14 protein-coding genes and 1 tRNA gene are annotated in these 17196 nt (G+C 33.0%); 5 read left to right on the top strand and 10 right to left on the bottom strand.

All coding sequences use genetic code 11. The annotated features are described in order from the left end of the window. Positions 1 to 38 precede the first annotated feature (38 nt). From ACEN92_RS12890 to ACEN92_RS12900, 3 genes are all read right to left on the bottom strand, one after another. Entirely contained in the window at positions 39 to 1523 is a 1485-nt protein-coding gene (locus tag ACEN92_RS12890) for a peptide MFS transporter (RefSeq protein ID WP_495638768.1), read from the bottom strand. 90 nt (positions 1524 to 1613) lie between these two features. Beyond that, a complete protein-coding gene (locus ACEN92_RS12895) occupies positions 1614 to 3290 on the bottom strand; it encodes a peptide MFS transporter (RefSeq protein ID WP_495638769.1) in 1677 nt (558 codons plus the stop codon). A 36-nt stretch (positions 3291 to 3326) separates the two neighbouring features. Then, positions 3327 to 5498, bottom strand: coding sequence for a S9 family peptidase (locus ACEN92_RS12900; protein WP_495638770.1), 2172 nt, complete (start codon positions 5496 to 5498; stop codon positions 3327 to 3329). A gap of 182 nt (positions 5499 to 5680) precedes the next feature. Here ACEN92_RS12900 and ACEN92_RS12905 point away from each other — a divergent pair, with 182 nt between their 5' ends. Beyond that, positions 5681 to 6979 (top strand): hydroxymethylglutaryl-CoA reductase, degradative, encoded by a 1299-nt coding sequence (locus ACEN92_RS12905; protein ID WP_495638771.1) that lies wholly within the window; start codon positions 5681 to 5683, stop codon positions 6977 to 6979. Positions 6980 to 7068: 89 nt separating this feature from the next. Then, positions 7069 to 7983, top strand: a complete 915-nt coding sequence (locus tag ACEN92_RS12910; protein ID WP_495638772.1) for a GYDIA family GHMP kinase — start codon at positions 7069 to 7071, stop codon at positions 7981 to 7983. Between the two features lie 38 nt (positions 7984 to 8021). Here the strand turns inward: ACEN92_RS12910 and ACEN92_RS12915 are convergent, their stop codons facing one another. The 7 genes from ACEN92_RS12915 to ACEN92_RS12945 all read right to left on the bottom strand — a co-directional run bounded on the left by ACEN92_RS12915 (position 8022) and on the right by ACEN92_RS12945 (position 15001). Then, entirely contained in the window at positions 8022 to 8447 is a 426-nt protein-coding gene (locus ACEN92_RS12915) for a hypothetical protein (RefSeq protein WP_495638773.1), read from the bottom strand. A 312-nt stretch (positions 8448 to 8759) separates the two neighbouring features. Continuing rightward, positions 8760 to 10859, bottom strand: a complete 2100-nt coding sequence (locus tag ACEN92_RS12920; protein ID WP_495638774.1) for a peptidylprolyl isomerase — start codon at positions 10857 to 10859, stop codon at positions 8760 to 8762. A gap of 109 nt (positions 10860 to 10968) precedes the next feature. Then, positions 10969 to 12228, bottom strand: coding sequence for a hemolysin family protein (locus ACEN92_RS12925; RefSeq protein ID WP_495638775.1), 1260 nt, complete (start codon positions 12226 to 12228; stop codon positions 10969 to 10971). Positions 12229 to 12231: 3 nt separating this feature from the next. Further along, entirely contained in the window at positions 12232 to 12426 is a 195-nt protein-coding gene (locus ACEN92_RS12930; RefSeq protein WP_495638776.1) for a hypothetical protein, read from the bottom strand. Positions 12427 to 12436: 10 nt separating this feature from the next. Next, positions 12437 to 12994 carry an LPS export ABC transporter periplasmic protein LptC gene (gene lptC / locus ACEN92_RS12935; RefSeq protein WP_495638777.1) on the bottom strand — a complete coding sequence of 186 codons (558 nt, stop codon included), beginning with the start codon at positions 12992 to 12994 and terminating at the stop codon, positions 12437 to 12439. A gap of 50 nt (positions 12995 to 13044) precedes the next feature. Next, the gene (bamG, locus tag ACEN92_RS12940; RefSeq protein ID WP_495638778.1) at positions 13045 to 14274 is read right to left on the bottom strand and encodes a BamG family beta-barrel-assembly machinery protein; all 1230 of its coding nucleotides are present in this window, start codon (positions 14272 to 14274) and stop codon (positions 13045 to 13047) included. Continuing rightward, a complete protein-coding gene (locus tag ACEN92_RS12945) occupies positions 14267 to 15001 on the bottom strand; it encodes a type III pantothenate kinase (protein WP_495638779.1) in 735 nt (244 codons plus the stop codon). Before ACEN92_RS12945 ends, bamG begins: the two co-directional genes overlap by 8 nt. A 143-nt stretch (positions 15002 to 15144) precedes the next feature. On the opposite strand from ACEN92_RS12945, the gene ACEN92_RS12950 reads away from it, so the two are divergent. From ACEN92_RS12950 to ACEN92_RS12960, 3 genes are all read left to right on the top strand, one after another. Further along, positions 15145 to 15217: transfer RNA gene (locus ACEN92_RS12950), tRNA-Phe, on the top strand. Positions 15218 to 15448: 231 nt separating this feature from the next. Next, positions 15449 to 16945, top strand: a complete 1497-nt coding sequence (locus ACEN92_RS12955) for an MFS transporter (protein ID WP_495638780.1) — start codon at positions 15449 to 15451, stop codon at positions 16943 to 16945. Between the two features lie 15 nt (positions 16946 to 16960). Beyond that, a complete protein-coding gene (locus ACEN92_RS12960) occupies positions 16961 to 17185 on the top strand; it encodes a DUF6814 family protein (RefSeq protein WP_495638781.1) in 225 nt (74 codons plus the stop codon). Positions 17186 to 17196: the final 11 nt, after the last annotated feature.

Genomic DNA, 17196 nt, shown 5'->3' on the forward strand with positions numbered 1-17196 from the left:
TTTTCAAATTTAAACAAAAAAACAACTTCAAAATACGCCTACTTTACTTCCTGCATTAATTTTTTAATCAATGGAGAAATTGCTATTAAAACCAAACCTGCAATTAATGAATAAATAGCCAATTGATAATATCCGTCTGTGTATGACTGCAGCTTAGATATTAAAGTAGTTCCTGTATTCGATTTGGAAATTTCCGCACCAAGTTTTCCTGCAAATAACTGCCCAAATGCAGTTGCTAAAAACCATAATCCCATCATCATTCCAAATAATCTTTTTGGAGACAGCTTCGTAATAATTGACATTCCGATTGGTCCCAGACAAAGTTCACCAAGAGTTGTCACTAAATAAGCAAATGTGAACACATTCAGGGAAGTAATTCCGTTAACATCCGCAAAAAATTTAGTGTAATAGAAAATATAAAAGGAAGCTGCTAAAAACAAAAATCCAATACCAAATTTAATCAATGTATTAGGCTCTATCTTCTTTTTCGCCAGCCAGAGCCAAAGCAACCCAACCAAAGGACTGAAAATAACAACAAACAATGTATTTGAACTATTGTTTACAGCATTGGGATCGATGGTAAATCCAAGTAAATCGTAACTTAAATTATCTTTCGCAAACAACGACAATGAACCACCGCTTTGTTCATAAATAGCATTAAATACTAAATAAAAGAAGATAAATGTAAAAGCAGCAATCATCTTTTTTTGCAATTTTATATCTCCTAATTTTATCACTTCGTATATAAAATAAATCATAGCAACTATACCAATCGTATACATGAAATAATCAGTATAATCTGTATTTTTTACCATGATAAAAATAAAAGGAATACTTAGTAACGATCCTAAATAAACAGCTATTTCTTTAATTTTTCTTTTTTTTGGTTCTAAATGCAATAGTGGAGAATTTCCAATTGGTCCAAGATGTTTTTTAGTAAACAAAAAAGTCAGCAATCCAAAAGCCATGACAATAGCTGCCGAAAGAAAACACAATTGCCATGAATAATATTTTCCTAAATAAATACACAGAATTCCTCCAAAAAAACCACCGATATTAATTCCGGCATAAAACATTCCATAACCTGCATCTCTTCTGTGATCGCTTTCATGGTAGAGTTCTCCAACCATGGAAGAAATATTGGGTTTAAAAAAACCAGTACCAATTATAGAAAATGCCAATCCATAATAAAATAAATCCTGGGGAGCAAAAGCAATAAGCAAATTCCCCAAAATCATAACAATTCCACCAAAGAACAATGACTTTTTAAATCCTAAAACTTTATCTGCAAATATCCCTCCAACAAAAGTAAAGGCATATACAAATGCCTGAATCGCACCATATTGCAAATTTGCAGCTTCATCTTTAAGCAAAAGCTGATCCACCATAAAAAAGGTTAAAACGCCCCGCATTCCATAAAAACAAAATCGCTCCCACATTTCAACAGTAAACAAATACCACAATTGCTTTGGATATTTTCCTTTAAAATTTTGTATTTGCTCTAAGCTTAGACCTTCTTCCATTAATTATTATTTTAAGTACATAAATAAAAAACATCATCTTCAATCAACTCAAAGACGATGTTTATTTAGTATATTTTCTATTCCGTTAAATTATCTGACACCGTGCATCATTTTTTTCAGGAATGGAGTCAATGCAAATAAAATCAATGCTGCAAGTCCTGTAATAACAACAAATACCATGAAAAACTCATATAGATTATGAATTATAAAACCTGCAAAATCAGGATAATGATCACTTATCTGATGTTTATCCAATAATTCCAGCTGAGCTGGTGTTAATGTAATTTTTTTATTTAAAACTGCCTGTAAATCAATTCCTAATTCCTGCGCTTTTTTAAATTTATCACCAGTTGGCGGTAAGATTGAACCTAAAGTTCCTCCTAAGGCATAACCTGATGCATTCGACAAGAAAAATACTCCGTATAATAAAGAAGAAAAACGCTTCGGAGACAATTTACCAACTAAAGATAATCCGATTGGAGATAAGCACAACTCCGCACAAGTATTTAAGAAATACAACAAAATAAGCCATTTAACTAACAGCAATCCTGAAGTTCCAATGTATGAAACCTGAGTTGCGATCATGAAAAAGCTAATTGTAATAAGAACCAAACCAACTGCTAATTTTACCGGCGAAATTGGCTCCCTGTCTTTTGCCCTTAAATAATCCCATAGAATACTAAAAGGAACTGCCATTACAACTACAAACAATCCGTTGAATATTTGCACCATCGATGGCGGCATTTGAAAACCAAAGAAATTTCTGTCTGTCTGATTATTAGCAATAAAAGTTAACGATGAACCAGCCTGTTCAAACGCAGCCCAGAAAAATATAATAAAGAAAGAAACGATATAAATTACAATAATTCTGTCTCTTTCAACTTTTGTTAAAGATGAATCAGATATAATTAATCCGGCCAAAGCCAAACCACTCGAATAGATCAATGTATAAATTAAATTCTGTCCAAAAACAAAATGAAAAATTACACCTAAAATTAAAAATGCAATTCCTGCACCAATCAATGCTTTTTGAGAAAAATTAGCCTTTTGTGCTTCTCCTTCTTCAAAATCTGCGGCTACATTTTTAGATGGTAAACCTCCTAATGGTCTTCCTTCCGGAGATACTACATATTTATTTTTTAAAAAGTAAAAAAGAACAGTTCCCACCAACATTGCACCTGAAGCTGCCAGAAATCCCCATTTAAAAGCGTGAATATCTCTAACACCGCCTCTATCAACAACATCTCCTAATAAAGGGCAAATAGACTGGCCTAAGAAAGCTCCCATATTAATCCCCATATAGAAAATAGTAAAAGCCGTATCTAATTTTGTTTTCTCTTGTTTTGGATACAAACTTCCAACCATACTTGAGATATTTGGTTTAAAAAATCCGTTGCCAAAAACAATAGCACCTAATCCGCAATACATAATTGTAGTTGCCAGGCTTAAATCTGTACTAAAGACGCTACCGCTTGTAAACAACAGCAATTGACCAATTGCCATTGTTAATCCTCCCAGTAAAATACAATTCCTATTACCTAAAAAGCGATCTGCGATAAAACCTCCCAACATTGGAGTCAAATAACAAAGACCCAAAAATCCTCCATAAATTAATGAAGCTTCTTCTTCCTTCATTAATAACGAGTTCACAAGAAATAAAGTCAATAAAGCCCGCATTCCATAAAAATTGAACCGCTCCCACATCTCCGTCCCGAACAATACCCAAAGTCCTTTTGGATGCGCTGATTTTACTTGAGTTTCTCCCATATTATTGTTATTTATTTTTTAAGTTAACTAAGCTGTTTATAGATTTTCTTTGATGAAATTCGTCATTTTATTATAAAGCTGAATTCTCGTTTTTCCGCCATAAATACCATGGTTTTTATCCGGATATATCTGAGAATCAAACTGTTTATTAGCCTGAATTAAGGCTTCCATCATCTGCATGGAATTTTGCACATGAACATTGTCATCACCAGATCCGTGAATTAATAAAAATTTACCTTTTAATTTATCAACATGGTTTATTGGAGAATTCTTATCATAACCGCTTGCGTTTTCCTGTGGTGTCTGCATATATCTTTCTGTGTAAACACTGTCATAAAAACGCCAGTTTGTTACCGGAGCAACAGCAATTGCCATTTTGAAAACATCATTTCCCTGAAAAATACAGTTAGAAGCCATAAATCCGCCGTAACTCCATCCGAAAATTCCAATTCTCGAAGCATCAACATAAGGATAAGCACCAATTACTTTAGCAGCATCAATTTGATCTTCAACTTCAAGTTTTCCTAATTCTTTTTGTGTTACTTTTTTGAAATCAGCACCTTTAAAACCGGTTCCTCTTCCATCAACACAAGCTACGATATAACCTTGCTGAGTAAGTGAAAGAAACCAATAATCATCAGTATTATTCCAATCATTATTTACCTGCTGAGAACCCGGACCGGAATATTGGTACATGAAAACAGGATATTTTTTTGAAGGATCAAAATCTTTTGGCTTTAAAATCCAGGCATTTAATTCGTTTCCTTTTGCTGTTTTTAAAACAAAAAATTCTTTTACAGGCAAATTATAACCTTTTAATTTAGTTGAAAGAGCTTGATTATTCTCGATAACCTGAGTTTCTTTTCCGGCTTTAGCTTGGTTTAGAGTATATGTTGTAGGCTGAGAAGCACTGGAAAAAGTATTAATGAAGTATTGGAAATTAGGGCTGAAAGTTGCCGCATTGGTTCCTGTATTTTTAGACAACCGAACTTTGTTTTTTCCGTCTAAAGCTATGCGGTAAATATCTCTGTTAATTGAACCATTTTCTGTAGATTGATAGAAAATAGTTTTTGCTTTTTCGTCGAAACCGTAATATGAAGTTACTTCCCAGTTTCCTTTTGTGACTTGATTTTTAAGTTTTCCTGTTTTATCATACACATAAATATGATTAAAACCATCTTTTTCACTTGTCCAGATAAAGCTGTTGTCTTTTAAGAATGTCAAATTATCCGTAACATCAATATAGGCTTTATCTTTTTCATTAAAAATTACTTTCGCAACTGCCGTTGTGCCATCTACAAATAACAAATCAAGATTGTCCTGATGCCGATTTAAAACTTGTGCTGATAAAACATTATTATCATTTGTCCATTGTAATCTTGCAATATAAAAGTCATTATAATTGCCCAAATTAACTTTTTTTGCAGTATTGCCGGCAACATCATAAATATGTAAGGACACTTCTGAATTTTTCTCTCCAGCTTTAGGATATTTAAAAGTTTCAATTGTCGGATATAAATCTTTATGAAACATTGACATTGAAAATTCAGGAACTGCACTTTCGTCAAAACGAATATAAGCCAGTTTTTTACTGTCTTTACTCCAGTCAAAAGCCCGGACAAAAGCAAATTCTTCTTCATAAACCCAATCCGTAATACCATTTATGATTGCATTTTTCTTTCCATCAGTTGTAACAGCAGTCGATTTTTTCGAAGCGACATCATAAACATATAAATTATTTTCTTTTGCATAAGCAATTTTCGTCCCATCAGGTGAAAAAGTTGGCTCCTGAACTTGAAAATCAAAAAGTTTGATCAAAGATTTAGCAGCTATATCGTATAAAAAATAATCTGCCGTAAAAGAGTGACGAAAGATTTTATTTGTATTACATGCAATTAAAATCTTTTTTTCAGAAGCATCAAACGTATAACTGTCGATTCCGCCTGCAAGTTCCTTATGATTTTTTGAATCAATTAAATTTGATACTTTTTTCAGGGTTGCAAAATCGTACAAATCAATCTGCATACTTCTGTTGGTCTGGTCAACATTTAAAACAGTGTATTGATCCGTATTTTTTAATGACTGCAATTCATCCATTCCTTTAGTACGAAATGTCCCACTGTAAATGTTTTCGACAGTTATTTTCTGTTGTCCAAAAACAGTAGCAACCAAAAATAAAAGAACAAGAGTAATTTTATTTGTATTCATTAGCATTTAATTTAAATATAAAAAAGAGTTCAATTTTAGTGAAAAAAATAAACATAATACACATTTTAACTGTTAAATGTTAAAAAAATAATATTTTATAGCCTTCCAAATTCTAAATAGATTATAAACAAAACTCTTAAATTGGTATCTTTGTCGCAACATTATTATTTAATATACTGAGAATGAACAACGCTGTTGCCGGATTTTCTAAATTATCCAAAAAAGAAAAAATAAACTGGATTGCCAAAGAATATTTTTCAAACCCCGAAGAAGCATTTAATATAATAAGAAATTACTGGAATTCAGATGAAAAGCTTCAGCAGCTGCATGATGAATTCATCGAAAATACAATAACCAATTTATATATTCCGCTTGGAGTTGCACCAAATTTTTTAATCAACGGAAAATATAAAACCATCCCAATGGCCATTGAAGAAAGTTCTGTTGTTGCAGCAGCTTCAAAATCAGCAAAATACTGGGCGACACGCGGTGGATTTAAAGCAACAGTTATTGATACCGAAAAAATAGGCCAGGTACATTTTACTTTTAACGGAGATGCTGAGAAATTAGAATCATTCTTCAACCAAATAAAGCCAAAATTCTTCTCCGATACTCAAAGCATTACCAAGAACATGCAACAACGTGGCGGTGGAATTCTGGATATACACCTAAAAGACAAAAGAAATTTACTTGATAATTATTTTCAGCTTCATGCAACTTTTGAGACCAAAGACAGCATGGGCGCAAATTTCATCAATTCATGTCTGGAACAATTTGCAACAACTTTAAAAGAAGAAGCTCAAAATTCTGAATTAAATATTCAGGTCGTAATGAGTATTTTGTCTAATTACGTTCCAAACTGCGTTGTCAGAGCTGAAGTTTCCTGTCCTGTCGAAGATTTAACAGAAAAACATATTTCGAATCCTCAGGAATTTGCCCAACGTTTTGTACAAGCAGTTCAAATTGCCGAAGTAGAACCTTTTAGAGCAGTAACACACAACAAAGGTATCATGAACGGTGTTGATGCTGTAATCCTTGCTACCGGAAATGATTTTAGAGCTGTAGAAGCCGGCGTTCATGCCTACGCTTCCCGAAATGGGCAATATTCAAGTTTGTCCCATGCTAAAATCGAAAACGGAATATTTACTTTTTGGTTAGAAATCCCATTAGCTTTAGGAACTGTTGGCGGTCTGACTTCATTACATCCATTGGTGAAATTATGTTTAGAGATTCTCGAAAAACCTTCAGCTAAAGAATTAATGGAAATAGTTGCCGTTGCAGGTTTGGCTCAAAATTTTGCCGCCTTACGTTCCCTGACTACAACCGGAATTCAGGAAGGCCATATGAAAATGCACCTGAATAATATCATTAACCAATTTGAAGCCAATCAGGAAGAGCGCCATTTAATTAAAACACATTTCAAGAAAAATACCGTCTCACACAGCGCTGTAGTTGAGTTTATCGAAAATTTACGGAAATAATTAGAAGCTGTTCCCGCTGTCCATTCTATCTTTTATGGCGAACCCCGCCACAAAAGGATGCCATTGCCATCGGGGCTAAAAAATAAAGAATGAAAACAACCTTTTACAGTAACGGAAAACTCTTAATCACAGGCGAATATTTAGTTTTAGATGGAGCCAGAGCTTTTGCATTACCCACAAAATTTGGTCAGAACTTAATTGTTGAAAATGATATAAATCAGGAAATTACCTGGAAAAGTTACGACTATGACAATCGTCTTTGGTTTGAAGATAGTATTACTTTTTCTGAAATCATAAATAATCCGGCAACTAAAACAGAAACGGTAAAAACGACACTAATCAATATTTTACACGAAGCTTATATTCTAAATCCTAATTTTATTAATTCTTCTGAAGGTTATAAAATCAGCACTCAGCTTACTTTTCCTAAAAATTGGGGACTGGGAACATCATCAACATTATTAAACAATATAGCGCAATGGACTAAAATTGACGCTTTTACATTACTCAAAAACAGTTTTGGAGGCAGTGGTTATGATATTGCCTGTGCCCAAAACAATACACCAATCGTATATCGTTTAGATCAAAATTTGCCTATTGTAGAAATTATCCATTTCAATCCTGATTTTAAAGAAAATATTTATTTTGTTTACCTTAATAAAAAGCAAAACAGTAAAACTGCTATCAATGCTTATTACAACAACAAAAATGAACATTTAACGAAAAGCATTTCAGAAAACAACAAAATCACTGAAGCCATTTTAAATGCAAAAACCTTAAAAGAATTTACATCAGCTCTCGAAAAGCATGAAATTCATTTAAGTGATATTTTAGAAACACGAACGATTAAGGAAAATGTTTTTTCAGATTTTAATGGAGTAATTAAAAGCCTTGGCGCCTGGGGTGGTGATTTTGTAATGGTAGTTTCAAAAGAAAATCCTTCAGCATATTTTGCTTCAAAAGGATATAAAACTATACTTACCTATAATGAAATGATATTATAGGATACATTAAACATTAAAAAACAGATTTCAATTGAAATTTACTTTCTTATTTTAATATCTTTTGTTTCAAGCTGGCGAACTATTTGATTTTCCTGTTCATTTGATTCAATAAGGGTATTATGCAAGCGCTCTGCCATGCTCTCAATACTATTTGTAATAGAATCATATACTACTTCCATTCTGCGATGTTTTTCTTCTTTTACAGCCCTCAAAACATCTTCAACAAAAATTTTATCGTATTTCTCAGCTACAGAATCACGTGTATTAGTCAACCGTATTACATTATCATTGCCTAATATAGTGACTTTGAAATGTTGTTCTTCATTACTTAAATAATACTTCCCTCCTAATTCATCACAATTGATGTCGGTAGCACTAACTTTCAATAACTCAGAAATTATTCCGAAAATATGATTTTCAATTTTGGAATATACTTTGGGCTTCTTTCTAAAAAACCTAAACATACAAATTATTATATGTTAAAACACTAAAGTAATTTTTCTCCATTTTTTTCTACAATTTAAATTATACATACAGCTGTTTTCTGATATAAACTTTAATTCTTCGGAAAACACCGACAAATTAACAGTATTTTTTTTAATAACGCAAACTGGTCTGTTTTATATCATAATCAACATGAAGCCATTAAGAAATTAATCTTAGAATTTTAATCTTTCAAAATCTAAATTTCAGCCTAAAATCTGGGATAATAGCACAAAAAACCCGATACTAAAGTTAAAGTATCGGGTTTTTTATTATTTTAATTTAGTACTAAACTAGTAGTTAAATTGTAATCTGTTATCTTCAATTTTAGCATTTGTTTTTAATGCCGGTAAAATTCTGTTGGTATCAGAAGTACTTTGTGCTTTTAATTTAGCAACATAAGCAGCATGATTAGCAATTGCCGGAGCTATAATTGTGCTGATATTTTTTACAACATAAACACCTGTATTTCCTTCAATTGGAGCAGAAATTTTATTTGCAGATAAAGCAAATGCATTTCCAACAACTTTAGGCTCTTGCCCAACACCACCAGGTAAAACCGGATTATCCATTGTAACGTTTGTTGCTTGTTGTACTGTAACTCCAGCACTTTTAGCAATAGCTTCAATACTTGAACCTGTCATTTTAGCTTTTAGTATTTCTGCTTTTTTCTTGTTTTTCAAGATTGGCTCAACATAAGGTCTTGCAAGCGTAACTGATACTAAACCTGATTTGTTTTCGCTTTTATATTGTGCAATTACGTGACCAATATTTGCAATTTCAAAACGTTTTACATCTCCTTCTTTCGTTTCTTTATCAAACGCCCATCTTATAATAGAACGTTGGTTTCCTAATGGGCCGAAAGCTTCATCCATTGCTTTTGCCGTTACAGGAGCTGCAACTTTTAATCCTAATTGTTTAGCTGTAGCGTTAAAATCCTTGTCGGCAGCCTCCATTTCAAATTTTGTTGCCAATGTAAATACTTTATCAGACGTAGCTTCAGAAGGCTCAATTTTTTGAGCAATTGTAGCTAAACGAATACCGTCTTGTTTGTCTGTAATTTTGATAATGTGAAATCCAAAAGGAGTTTCAACTAAACCAACTTTCCCAATTCCGTTGTTGAATACAAAATCATTGAATGGTTTTACCATTTGGTTTGGTCCAAAATATCCTAAATCACCTCCTTGTTGTGCTGATGGATCATCAGAACTGGTAAAAGCCAGCATCATGAAACTATCCGGATTAGCCTGAACCTGAGCCAAAATACTTTCGGCTTTAGCTTTAGCTTCTTCTTTAGTTCTTTTTTCTTTTTGGTTTGGAGTCTGAGCTCCTTCATAACCAATTAAGATATGGCTTGCTTTTGCATTAACACCCGCTTTAAATCCTAAAGATTTAGAAATAGCATAGTATTTTCCAAAAACATATGGTCCATAAATTTGACCTGGGGCTAAACTGAATAATTTATCTGCATCAACTGCAGGCAAAGAATTTTTAGCTATGTAAGTTGAATCATAAGGAACATCAGAATTAGCGTTTACAAATTCCGCAATGTTAGTTGCATTTCTGAAACCTGGCAATGTATCATTTTTACCGGTTTTTGCATTATACTCCACTCTTCCATTTAAAAGAGCAGTAATTTTTGCTTTGATTTCAGCTTCATCTTCTTTTGAAGGTTTGTCTTCTACTAATACATATTGAATTTCACGAGTGGCATCAGCTTTAAATTTTTTTTCGTTTTTCTTCATGTAGTCAACAATTTCAGAATCTGAAATTTTTACTTCGCTGTCTTTGATAGAAGAATATAAAGCTCCTGCATAAGCAAAATTTACTTTATTGGCTTCCATTTCATATTTCAGCTTTCCTTCACTGGCAGTTGTATAAAGTCCTGCTTTTACAAGTGTATTATAAATTTGGAATTTTGCATTTAAAGCAGCTTCTTTCTCTTTTTCGGCAATAAACTGGGCCGCCTCCGGATTTGATTTGAAATATTCTTTGAATTTAACAATATCAAACATACCTGCTGCATTTAAGAACATTGGGTTTTTACCAATATTTGGATCAGCTTTTAAAACTTCCAAAAGATGTTTTTCTCCAACTCTTAATCCTAATTTATCAAATTGAGCTGACAATAAAGCGATTGAAACCTCTTGATCCCATACTCTGTTTGCAGCTTCAGTGGTAGTAATTCCTTGTCCACTTTTTTCGACATTACTCACTTTAACTCTAAAGTCTTCAAATGAAATATCTTTTCCATCGATGCTTCCTACATCTTTTGAACTTTGACTAAATGTTCCTTTACCTATAAGATCTTGTATTATAAATGCAAATAATGCAAGTGCAATAACTCCTATCAATAATGCGGAACGCTGTCTAATTTTTGCTAAAACTGCCATTTTTATTATCGTTAATTTTATATTCAGTTTGCGAAAATACAATTATCTAGTTAATAACAATACAACTAGCCTTTTATTTTACGCAATTTTTTTAATTAGTGAAAAAAAATCACTCTTTTATAGACATTTTTACTAATTCTATTTTCTTGTTTGAGCATTCTTCTATCGAAAAATGATAATTCCCAATCGCTATTTTTTCGCCTTTTTGAGGGATATCTTTTGTAAAATCAACAATAAATCCGCCTAAGGTTCCATAAGAATCATCTTCGGGGATATCTAATTTATACGTCTCATTCAGATACGTCACGTCTAGCCTTGTTGAAAAAAGATATTCTCCTTCTCCTAATTCCTGTTCGATCAATTCTTCGTCCGAATCATGTTCATCTTCAATTTCCCCAAACAATTCTTCTACGATATCTTCAATTGTAATAATACCGGAAGTCCCTCCGTATTCATCCAAAACAACGGCAACATTTTTTCTTTTTTTGATAAGTAAACTCAAAGCATCTTTTATTAAAATCGTTTCGGGCACAAATTCAACTGCCATTAAAACTGATTTTATGGTTTTTGGTTTTTTAAACAAATCAAAAGAGTGTACATAACCCACAATATCATCTAATGAATTTTGACTTACAACAATTTTAGAATAGCCCGTTTCTATAAATAAGGTTTTAAGATCCGAAACAGTGTCAAACAAATCCACATCTACAATTTCTGTCCGGGGTGTCATAATATCACGCGCTTTTAGACCCGAAAACTCTAATGCATTCTGAAAAATCTGAATTTCAGAATCAACTTCTTCATTATCTTCCACAGTACTCATTTGTTCCGTAATATAATTTCCGAGTTCAATTTTACTAAAATACAGCTGTACCTGATCTCCTTCGGTTTTAAAAAATTTCCTTAAAACAAAATCGGAAATCCAGATAAAAAAAGTGGAGATATAATAAAATAACCGATAAAAAATATAGGCTGGAACAGCAAAAATCCGAATTAAGGAATTGGCGTAAATTTGAAAAAAAACTTTTGGAAAAAATTCGGCCGTTATCAAAACAATAAAAGTCGAAACTAAAGTCTGAATAAACAAATTGGTATAATCTGAAAATTGATATCCAAGATGAGCAATGCATTTCAGAATCAAATCTCCTGTAAAAAATCCATAAACAACCAACGCAATATTGTTTCCAATAAGCATTGCTGCAATAAATTTAGATGGTTTCTCAGTAAGTCTGGTGAGTATTTTGGAAATAAAGTTATCTTGTTTCTTTTCAATTTCAAGATAAATCTTATTGGAGGAAATAAAGGCTATTTCCATTCCTGAAAAAAAGGCTGATAGTATTAAACACAGTATTATAATACTAATTTCCATTTTTTACTGTTTTTTGTTCTGTTCGTCAAATTTTCTTGCAAATTTTCTCCTGAAGAAAAACATAAAGACACCCATTCCTGCAATCAAAAAGCTTAACCACGGAGTACCGTCGCCTGAATTTATCTTTGTTATTCCATCATAAATAAACAGAGCTGCAATTACAAGATAAGCGTATTGTGTATATTTTAAATAACCCATAATTTATATTTTATTCTTCATTGGCTTCAATTTCGCCGCTTACCCGTTGTGAGTTTATCACTTTAAAATCTTTACTAAAATCTATTCCCTGACCATGAGAAACACCCTTCGCATCAGTAAGCTTAAACTTTCTTTCTGTATAAAACCATTCATTTTTCTGATCAAAGTATAATTGTTCTGTCTCCAGCACTTGCCCTGCTTCAGAAGTAATTTTTACCTTTCCCTGCAAATCAATTATACCGGTTCTTTTATATGAAACCGCATAATTTGCCACTATAAAAGTACGTTTTTGTTTTTTATCATATAAGGTAACATCAATTCCCTTGGGGAATTCCGTAAAAGGGAATTCAACACTCGAATAATCCAACATTTTACGACTTTTCAAAACCCCGGTTATCCTTCCCGAATCTGTATATTTTATATTAACCGTATCTGCATCAGTGCCTGGAATAAATTCTGAAAAGTTGATTTTCTGAACTTCTTTAAAATTGCTTTCGCACCCAAAAAACAGTGTCACAGCAAAAACTGTGACAACGGTTATAATAGTATGTCTTTTTGGTAAATTCATTTGCCAAATGTAGTAAATTGTATGGGCTTAAAAAAGCATAACTTTATACGCTAGTTATATTTATTTTTCACGAACCATTTATCATTGAAAGAGAAACTAAGACTAAAATTTATATAATTCTCCTGGATTAAGCCTGAAGAAACCGTTCCTTTTTTTCCATATTCAATTCCAAAGTTAATATTCGAAAATGATCCTGTAATAGGAAATCCTGCACCTAAAGTAACTCCTACATCTTTTATCGACTGATTATTAACCACCAAACCTATCTTTTCATATTTCATTCCTGCTCTTAGCGTAATTCTGCTGAAGTAACTTGAGAACGAAGTATAGTTTGGTATAAAATATCCACCAATAGCATATTTAGAATAATTTTCATAACGAACATCATCACTTTTATTATAATAATTTTCAAACTTTCCGCTGCCATGAAAAGTCAGACTGGTACCAACCAGCCACTTTCTTGCTTCTCCGATACCTGCACCAAGAGTTAATCTGTTTGGTAATTTCAAAGTATTGCTGGCCGGATCAAACACAACCGGATCAGGATCGCCATCAACAGTAATAGTTCTTTCACTTGTTGACTTTAAATTGCTCGAAAACGTGTAGCTTAAACTGGTAAACAAATTGATTTTTTTATCAATCGGGGTTTGATACATTGTCCCAATATTAAAATTGGCACCGGACAATTCTGAAGTACTAACCTCTCTTGTTCCATTTGACATTCCTGTAATTACTTCCAGACTTGTTGTTTCAATTTTTCCGAAATTGTATTGCAGGTCTGCACCAACACTCCAGTTTGGTTTAATTTTATATCCTAGTCCAAAGAAAACTTTATTCAAACCTCCTTTTCCTTCATACTGGCTGCTTGTTGCTCCATCGGTACCGGTATTATCATTTCGGATTTTATAACCAACAGAAGAAACTGGGATTAATCCGAAACCAAAACCAAATTTACCCATTGGTATCCCAAGAAGCAAATAATCAAAAGTTGATCTTTTGGCACTCGCACTTTCAGTATCCGTTTTTAATTTAGATGTCCCATAAGTACCTCCTATAGTAAAAGTAGTTAATTTCAGACTAGCATAACTTGATGGATTTTCAACATTCATGTGAACACTATCCTGCTCTACCGCAACACCTGCCATCGACCTGTTTTCTATTGTTCCTTTAAATCTCATATCTCCAATTCCGTAAAAAGAATAAGGAGAGGATGTACCTTGCTGAGCTAATGAAACGAACGAGATAAGCAAACAGACGCTTAGTATAATTTTTTTAATCATTGTTGATTTTATATTGAAATGTTTGGTTCAAACTCTCAAGCAAGAAATTTGAATTGGCAAATATGGTATTTTTTAATCGTTTAGCCAAAAAATCTGTATCTCCGCCCGTTAAAATTATTATAAAATTTGAAAAGTTTGCACGATATTCATCGATAAAACCGTCAATCTCATAGACGAAACCATTAACAACACCCGAATGTATAGCTTCTGCAGTAGTGTTTCCTATATATGATTCAGGTGCCTCCAAAGCCAGCAAAGGCAGTCTGGCTGTATAATTGTGTAGTGTTTCATAACGCAATCGAAGCCCCGGAGAGATTGCTCCACCCAAATAATTATCAAATTCATCGATAAAATCGTAAGTAATACAAGTTCCCGCATCAATAACCAATCTGTTCTGTTTTGGAAATTGCAAAGTTGCCCCGGAAGCCAAAACCATCCTGTCGATTCCCAAAGTTTTTGGGGTTGCATATTTATTTATAAACGGAAAAACATCTTCATGCGTCAAAAAATGAACATTAAGCTGATTTTCGAAAGCTAAAAAAGATTGTTTTTCGACATTTCCGACTGATGCAACAACCAAATCATAGCAATTTTGAAATTTTTTTAAAATAATTTCAATTTTTTTTTCGAGTTCTTTTTTCTCAAAAACAAAATTCTCCAAAACAGTACTTCCCTCAAAGACAGCTGCTTTAATTCGAGTATTACCAACATCAATTGTTAAAACCATATTTTTTTATTTACCAATGCGAAGGTACGAATTGATTTTTTTTAAAAAATGTTTTGGATAAACTAAAAATCATCCTATATTTGCACCCGCAAACACGTTCACCCAACACTATGAAAATAGAGATAAAGTGAGATAATTAGCAAGGTGCCTTAGCTCAGATGGTAGAGCAATGGACTGAAAATCCATGTGTCCCTGGTTCGATCCCTGGAGGCACCACTAAAACCCGAATAGCAATATTCGGGTTTTTTGTTTTTATCAATTCCTGCCCGATATTTTAAATCTCTCTTTCTTCCTCAAAAACGAACTCAAATTTCACTCAAAAACCAAATTGTCAATAAATAATCACTATTTGTTAAAAAAGTAGCAATTGAATAAATAAATATCTTTTATATTCGTGAAAAATTATTTTAAGGATTTATTTATTATCAATGACATATTAACAAGTTTATGAGTAAAACATCTACAAAAGGGATTTGGAAAGTGATTTCTGCCTCTTCAATGGGAACAATGATTGAATGGTATGATTTCTATATTTTTGGAAGTTTAGCTGTTGTGATCTCAACCAAATTTTTTCCAAGTGACAATCCTACTGCTGCGTTTCTGTCTACTTTAGCCACTTTTGCCGCCGGATTTGTAGTCCGCCCGTTTGGAGCTTTGTTTTTTGGAAGACTTGGTGATATTATTGGCCGAAAATATACTTTTATGGCTACCTTATTATTAATGGGAGGTTCTACTTTTTTAATAGGCTGTATTCCGAGTTATGAAACTATTGGATTCTTTGCACCTTTATTAGTTTTAATTTTACGCTTATTACAAGGACTTGCATTAGGCGGAGAATATGGCGGAGCAGCGACATATGTTGCTGAACACGCACCAGCCGGACAAAGAGGTTATTGGACTTCCTGGATTCAGACTACAGCAACTGTGGGATTATTTATTTCACTGATGGTAATTCTGGCTACGAAAAATGTTCTTTCAGCTGAAGATTTTGATACCTGGGGATGGCGTGTTCCATTTTGGGTTTCGATAGTGATGGTAGGCGTTTCGTATTTAATTAGAAAAAATATGGATGAGTCTCCTGAGTTTGCAAAAGCAAAAAAAGAAGGAACTACAAGCGCCAGTCCGTTAAAAGAAAGTTTTGGTAATCGATACAATTTAAAATTTGTACTGCTTGCTTTATTTGGAGCAACAATGGGGCAGGGAGTTGTTTGGTATACCGGACAATTTTATGCCATGAGCTTCATGAAAACCGTAATGAACATAGATTCTTCTCAGGTAGATAGTTTATTAGGTATCGCGCTTTTGATAGGAACGCCGTTTTTTATTGTATTTGGATGGCTGAGCGATAAAATTGGCCGTAAATATATTATGATGGGCGGAATGTTACTGGCTATTTTGCTGTACAGGCCAATCTACAAAGGAATGTATACTACCACAGACACTAGTCTTAAAACCGAAATTACAGAAAAGACAAAAACTACGGTTGAATTAACTGCAGCCAAAGATTCTGTTTATACAACCCATAAAGAATTTACTGACGGAACAGTTTCAATTGAAAAAAAGACTCATTTTGCAGCTAAAAAAGACGATCAGGTTACTACATCGGTTATTATTAATTCAAATGACCAATGGAGTTTGATTTTCTTCGTATTCATTCAGGTATTGTTTGTGACAATGGTTTATGGACCAATTGCTGCCTTTTTAGTCGAAATGTTTCCGGTAAAAATTCGATACACCTCAATGTCATTACCTTATCATGTTGGAAATGGAATTTTTGGAGGATTGCTTCCTGCCATTTCAACTTACTTTGTAACACATGCCAAAAGCTCCGGCAAAACCGATTTTTACCTCGACGGACTTTGGTATCCAATCGTTATAGCTTCTGTGTGTTTTGTCATTGGAATGATTTATATCGATAATAAAAATAAAAATACTCACCTCTAATTAAGATACTGAATTATGAATCTAATTAAAAAAATATTAGGCATACTGTGGATTGTACTGGCACTTGCCGCAGCTTATTTTTGTGTTTTTGAATTTGGTCTGCCAAAATTCCTTTCGGACAAACAAGATGATCTGGTATTCGGAATCATCATTCTGTTCATCCTGACTCCATTAATTGTTTTAGGATTGGGAACATTTGGATATTTTGCTTTAATTGGAGAATATGATAAAGAAGAATAATTTAAAAAAAC

It is taken from the genome of Flavobacterium sp. Flavsp81 (genome assembly GCF_059491325.1).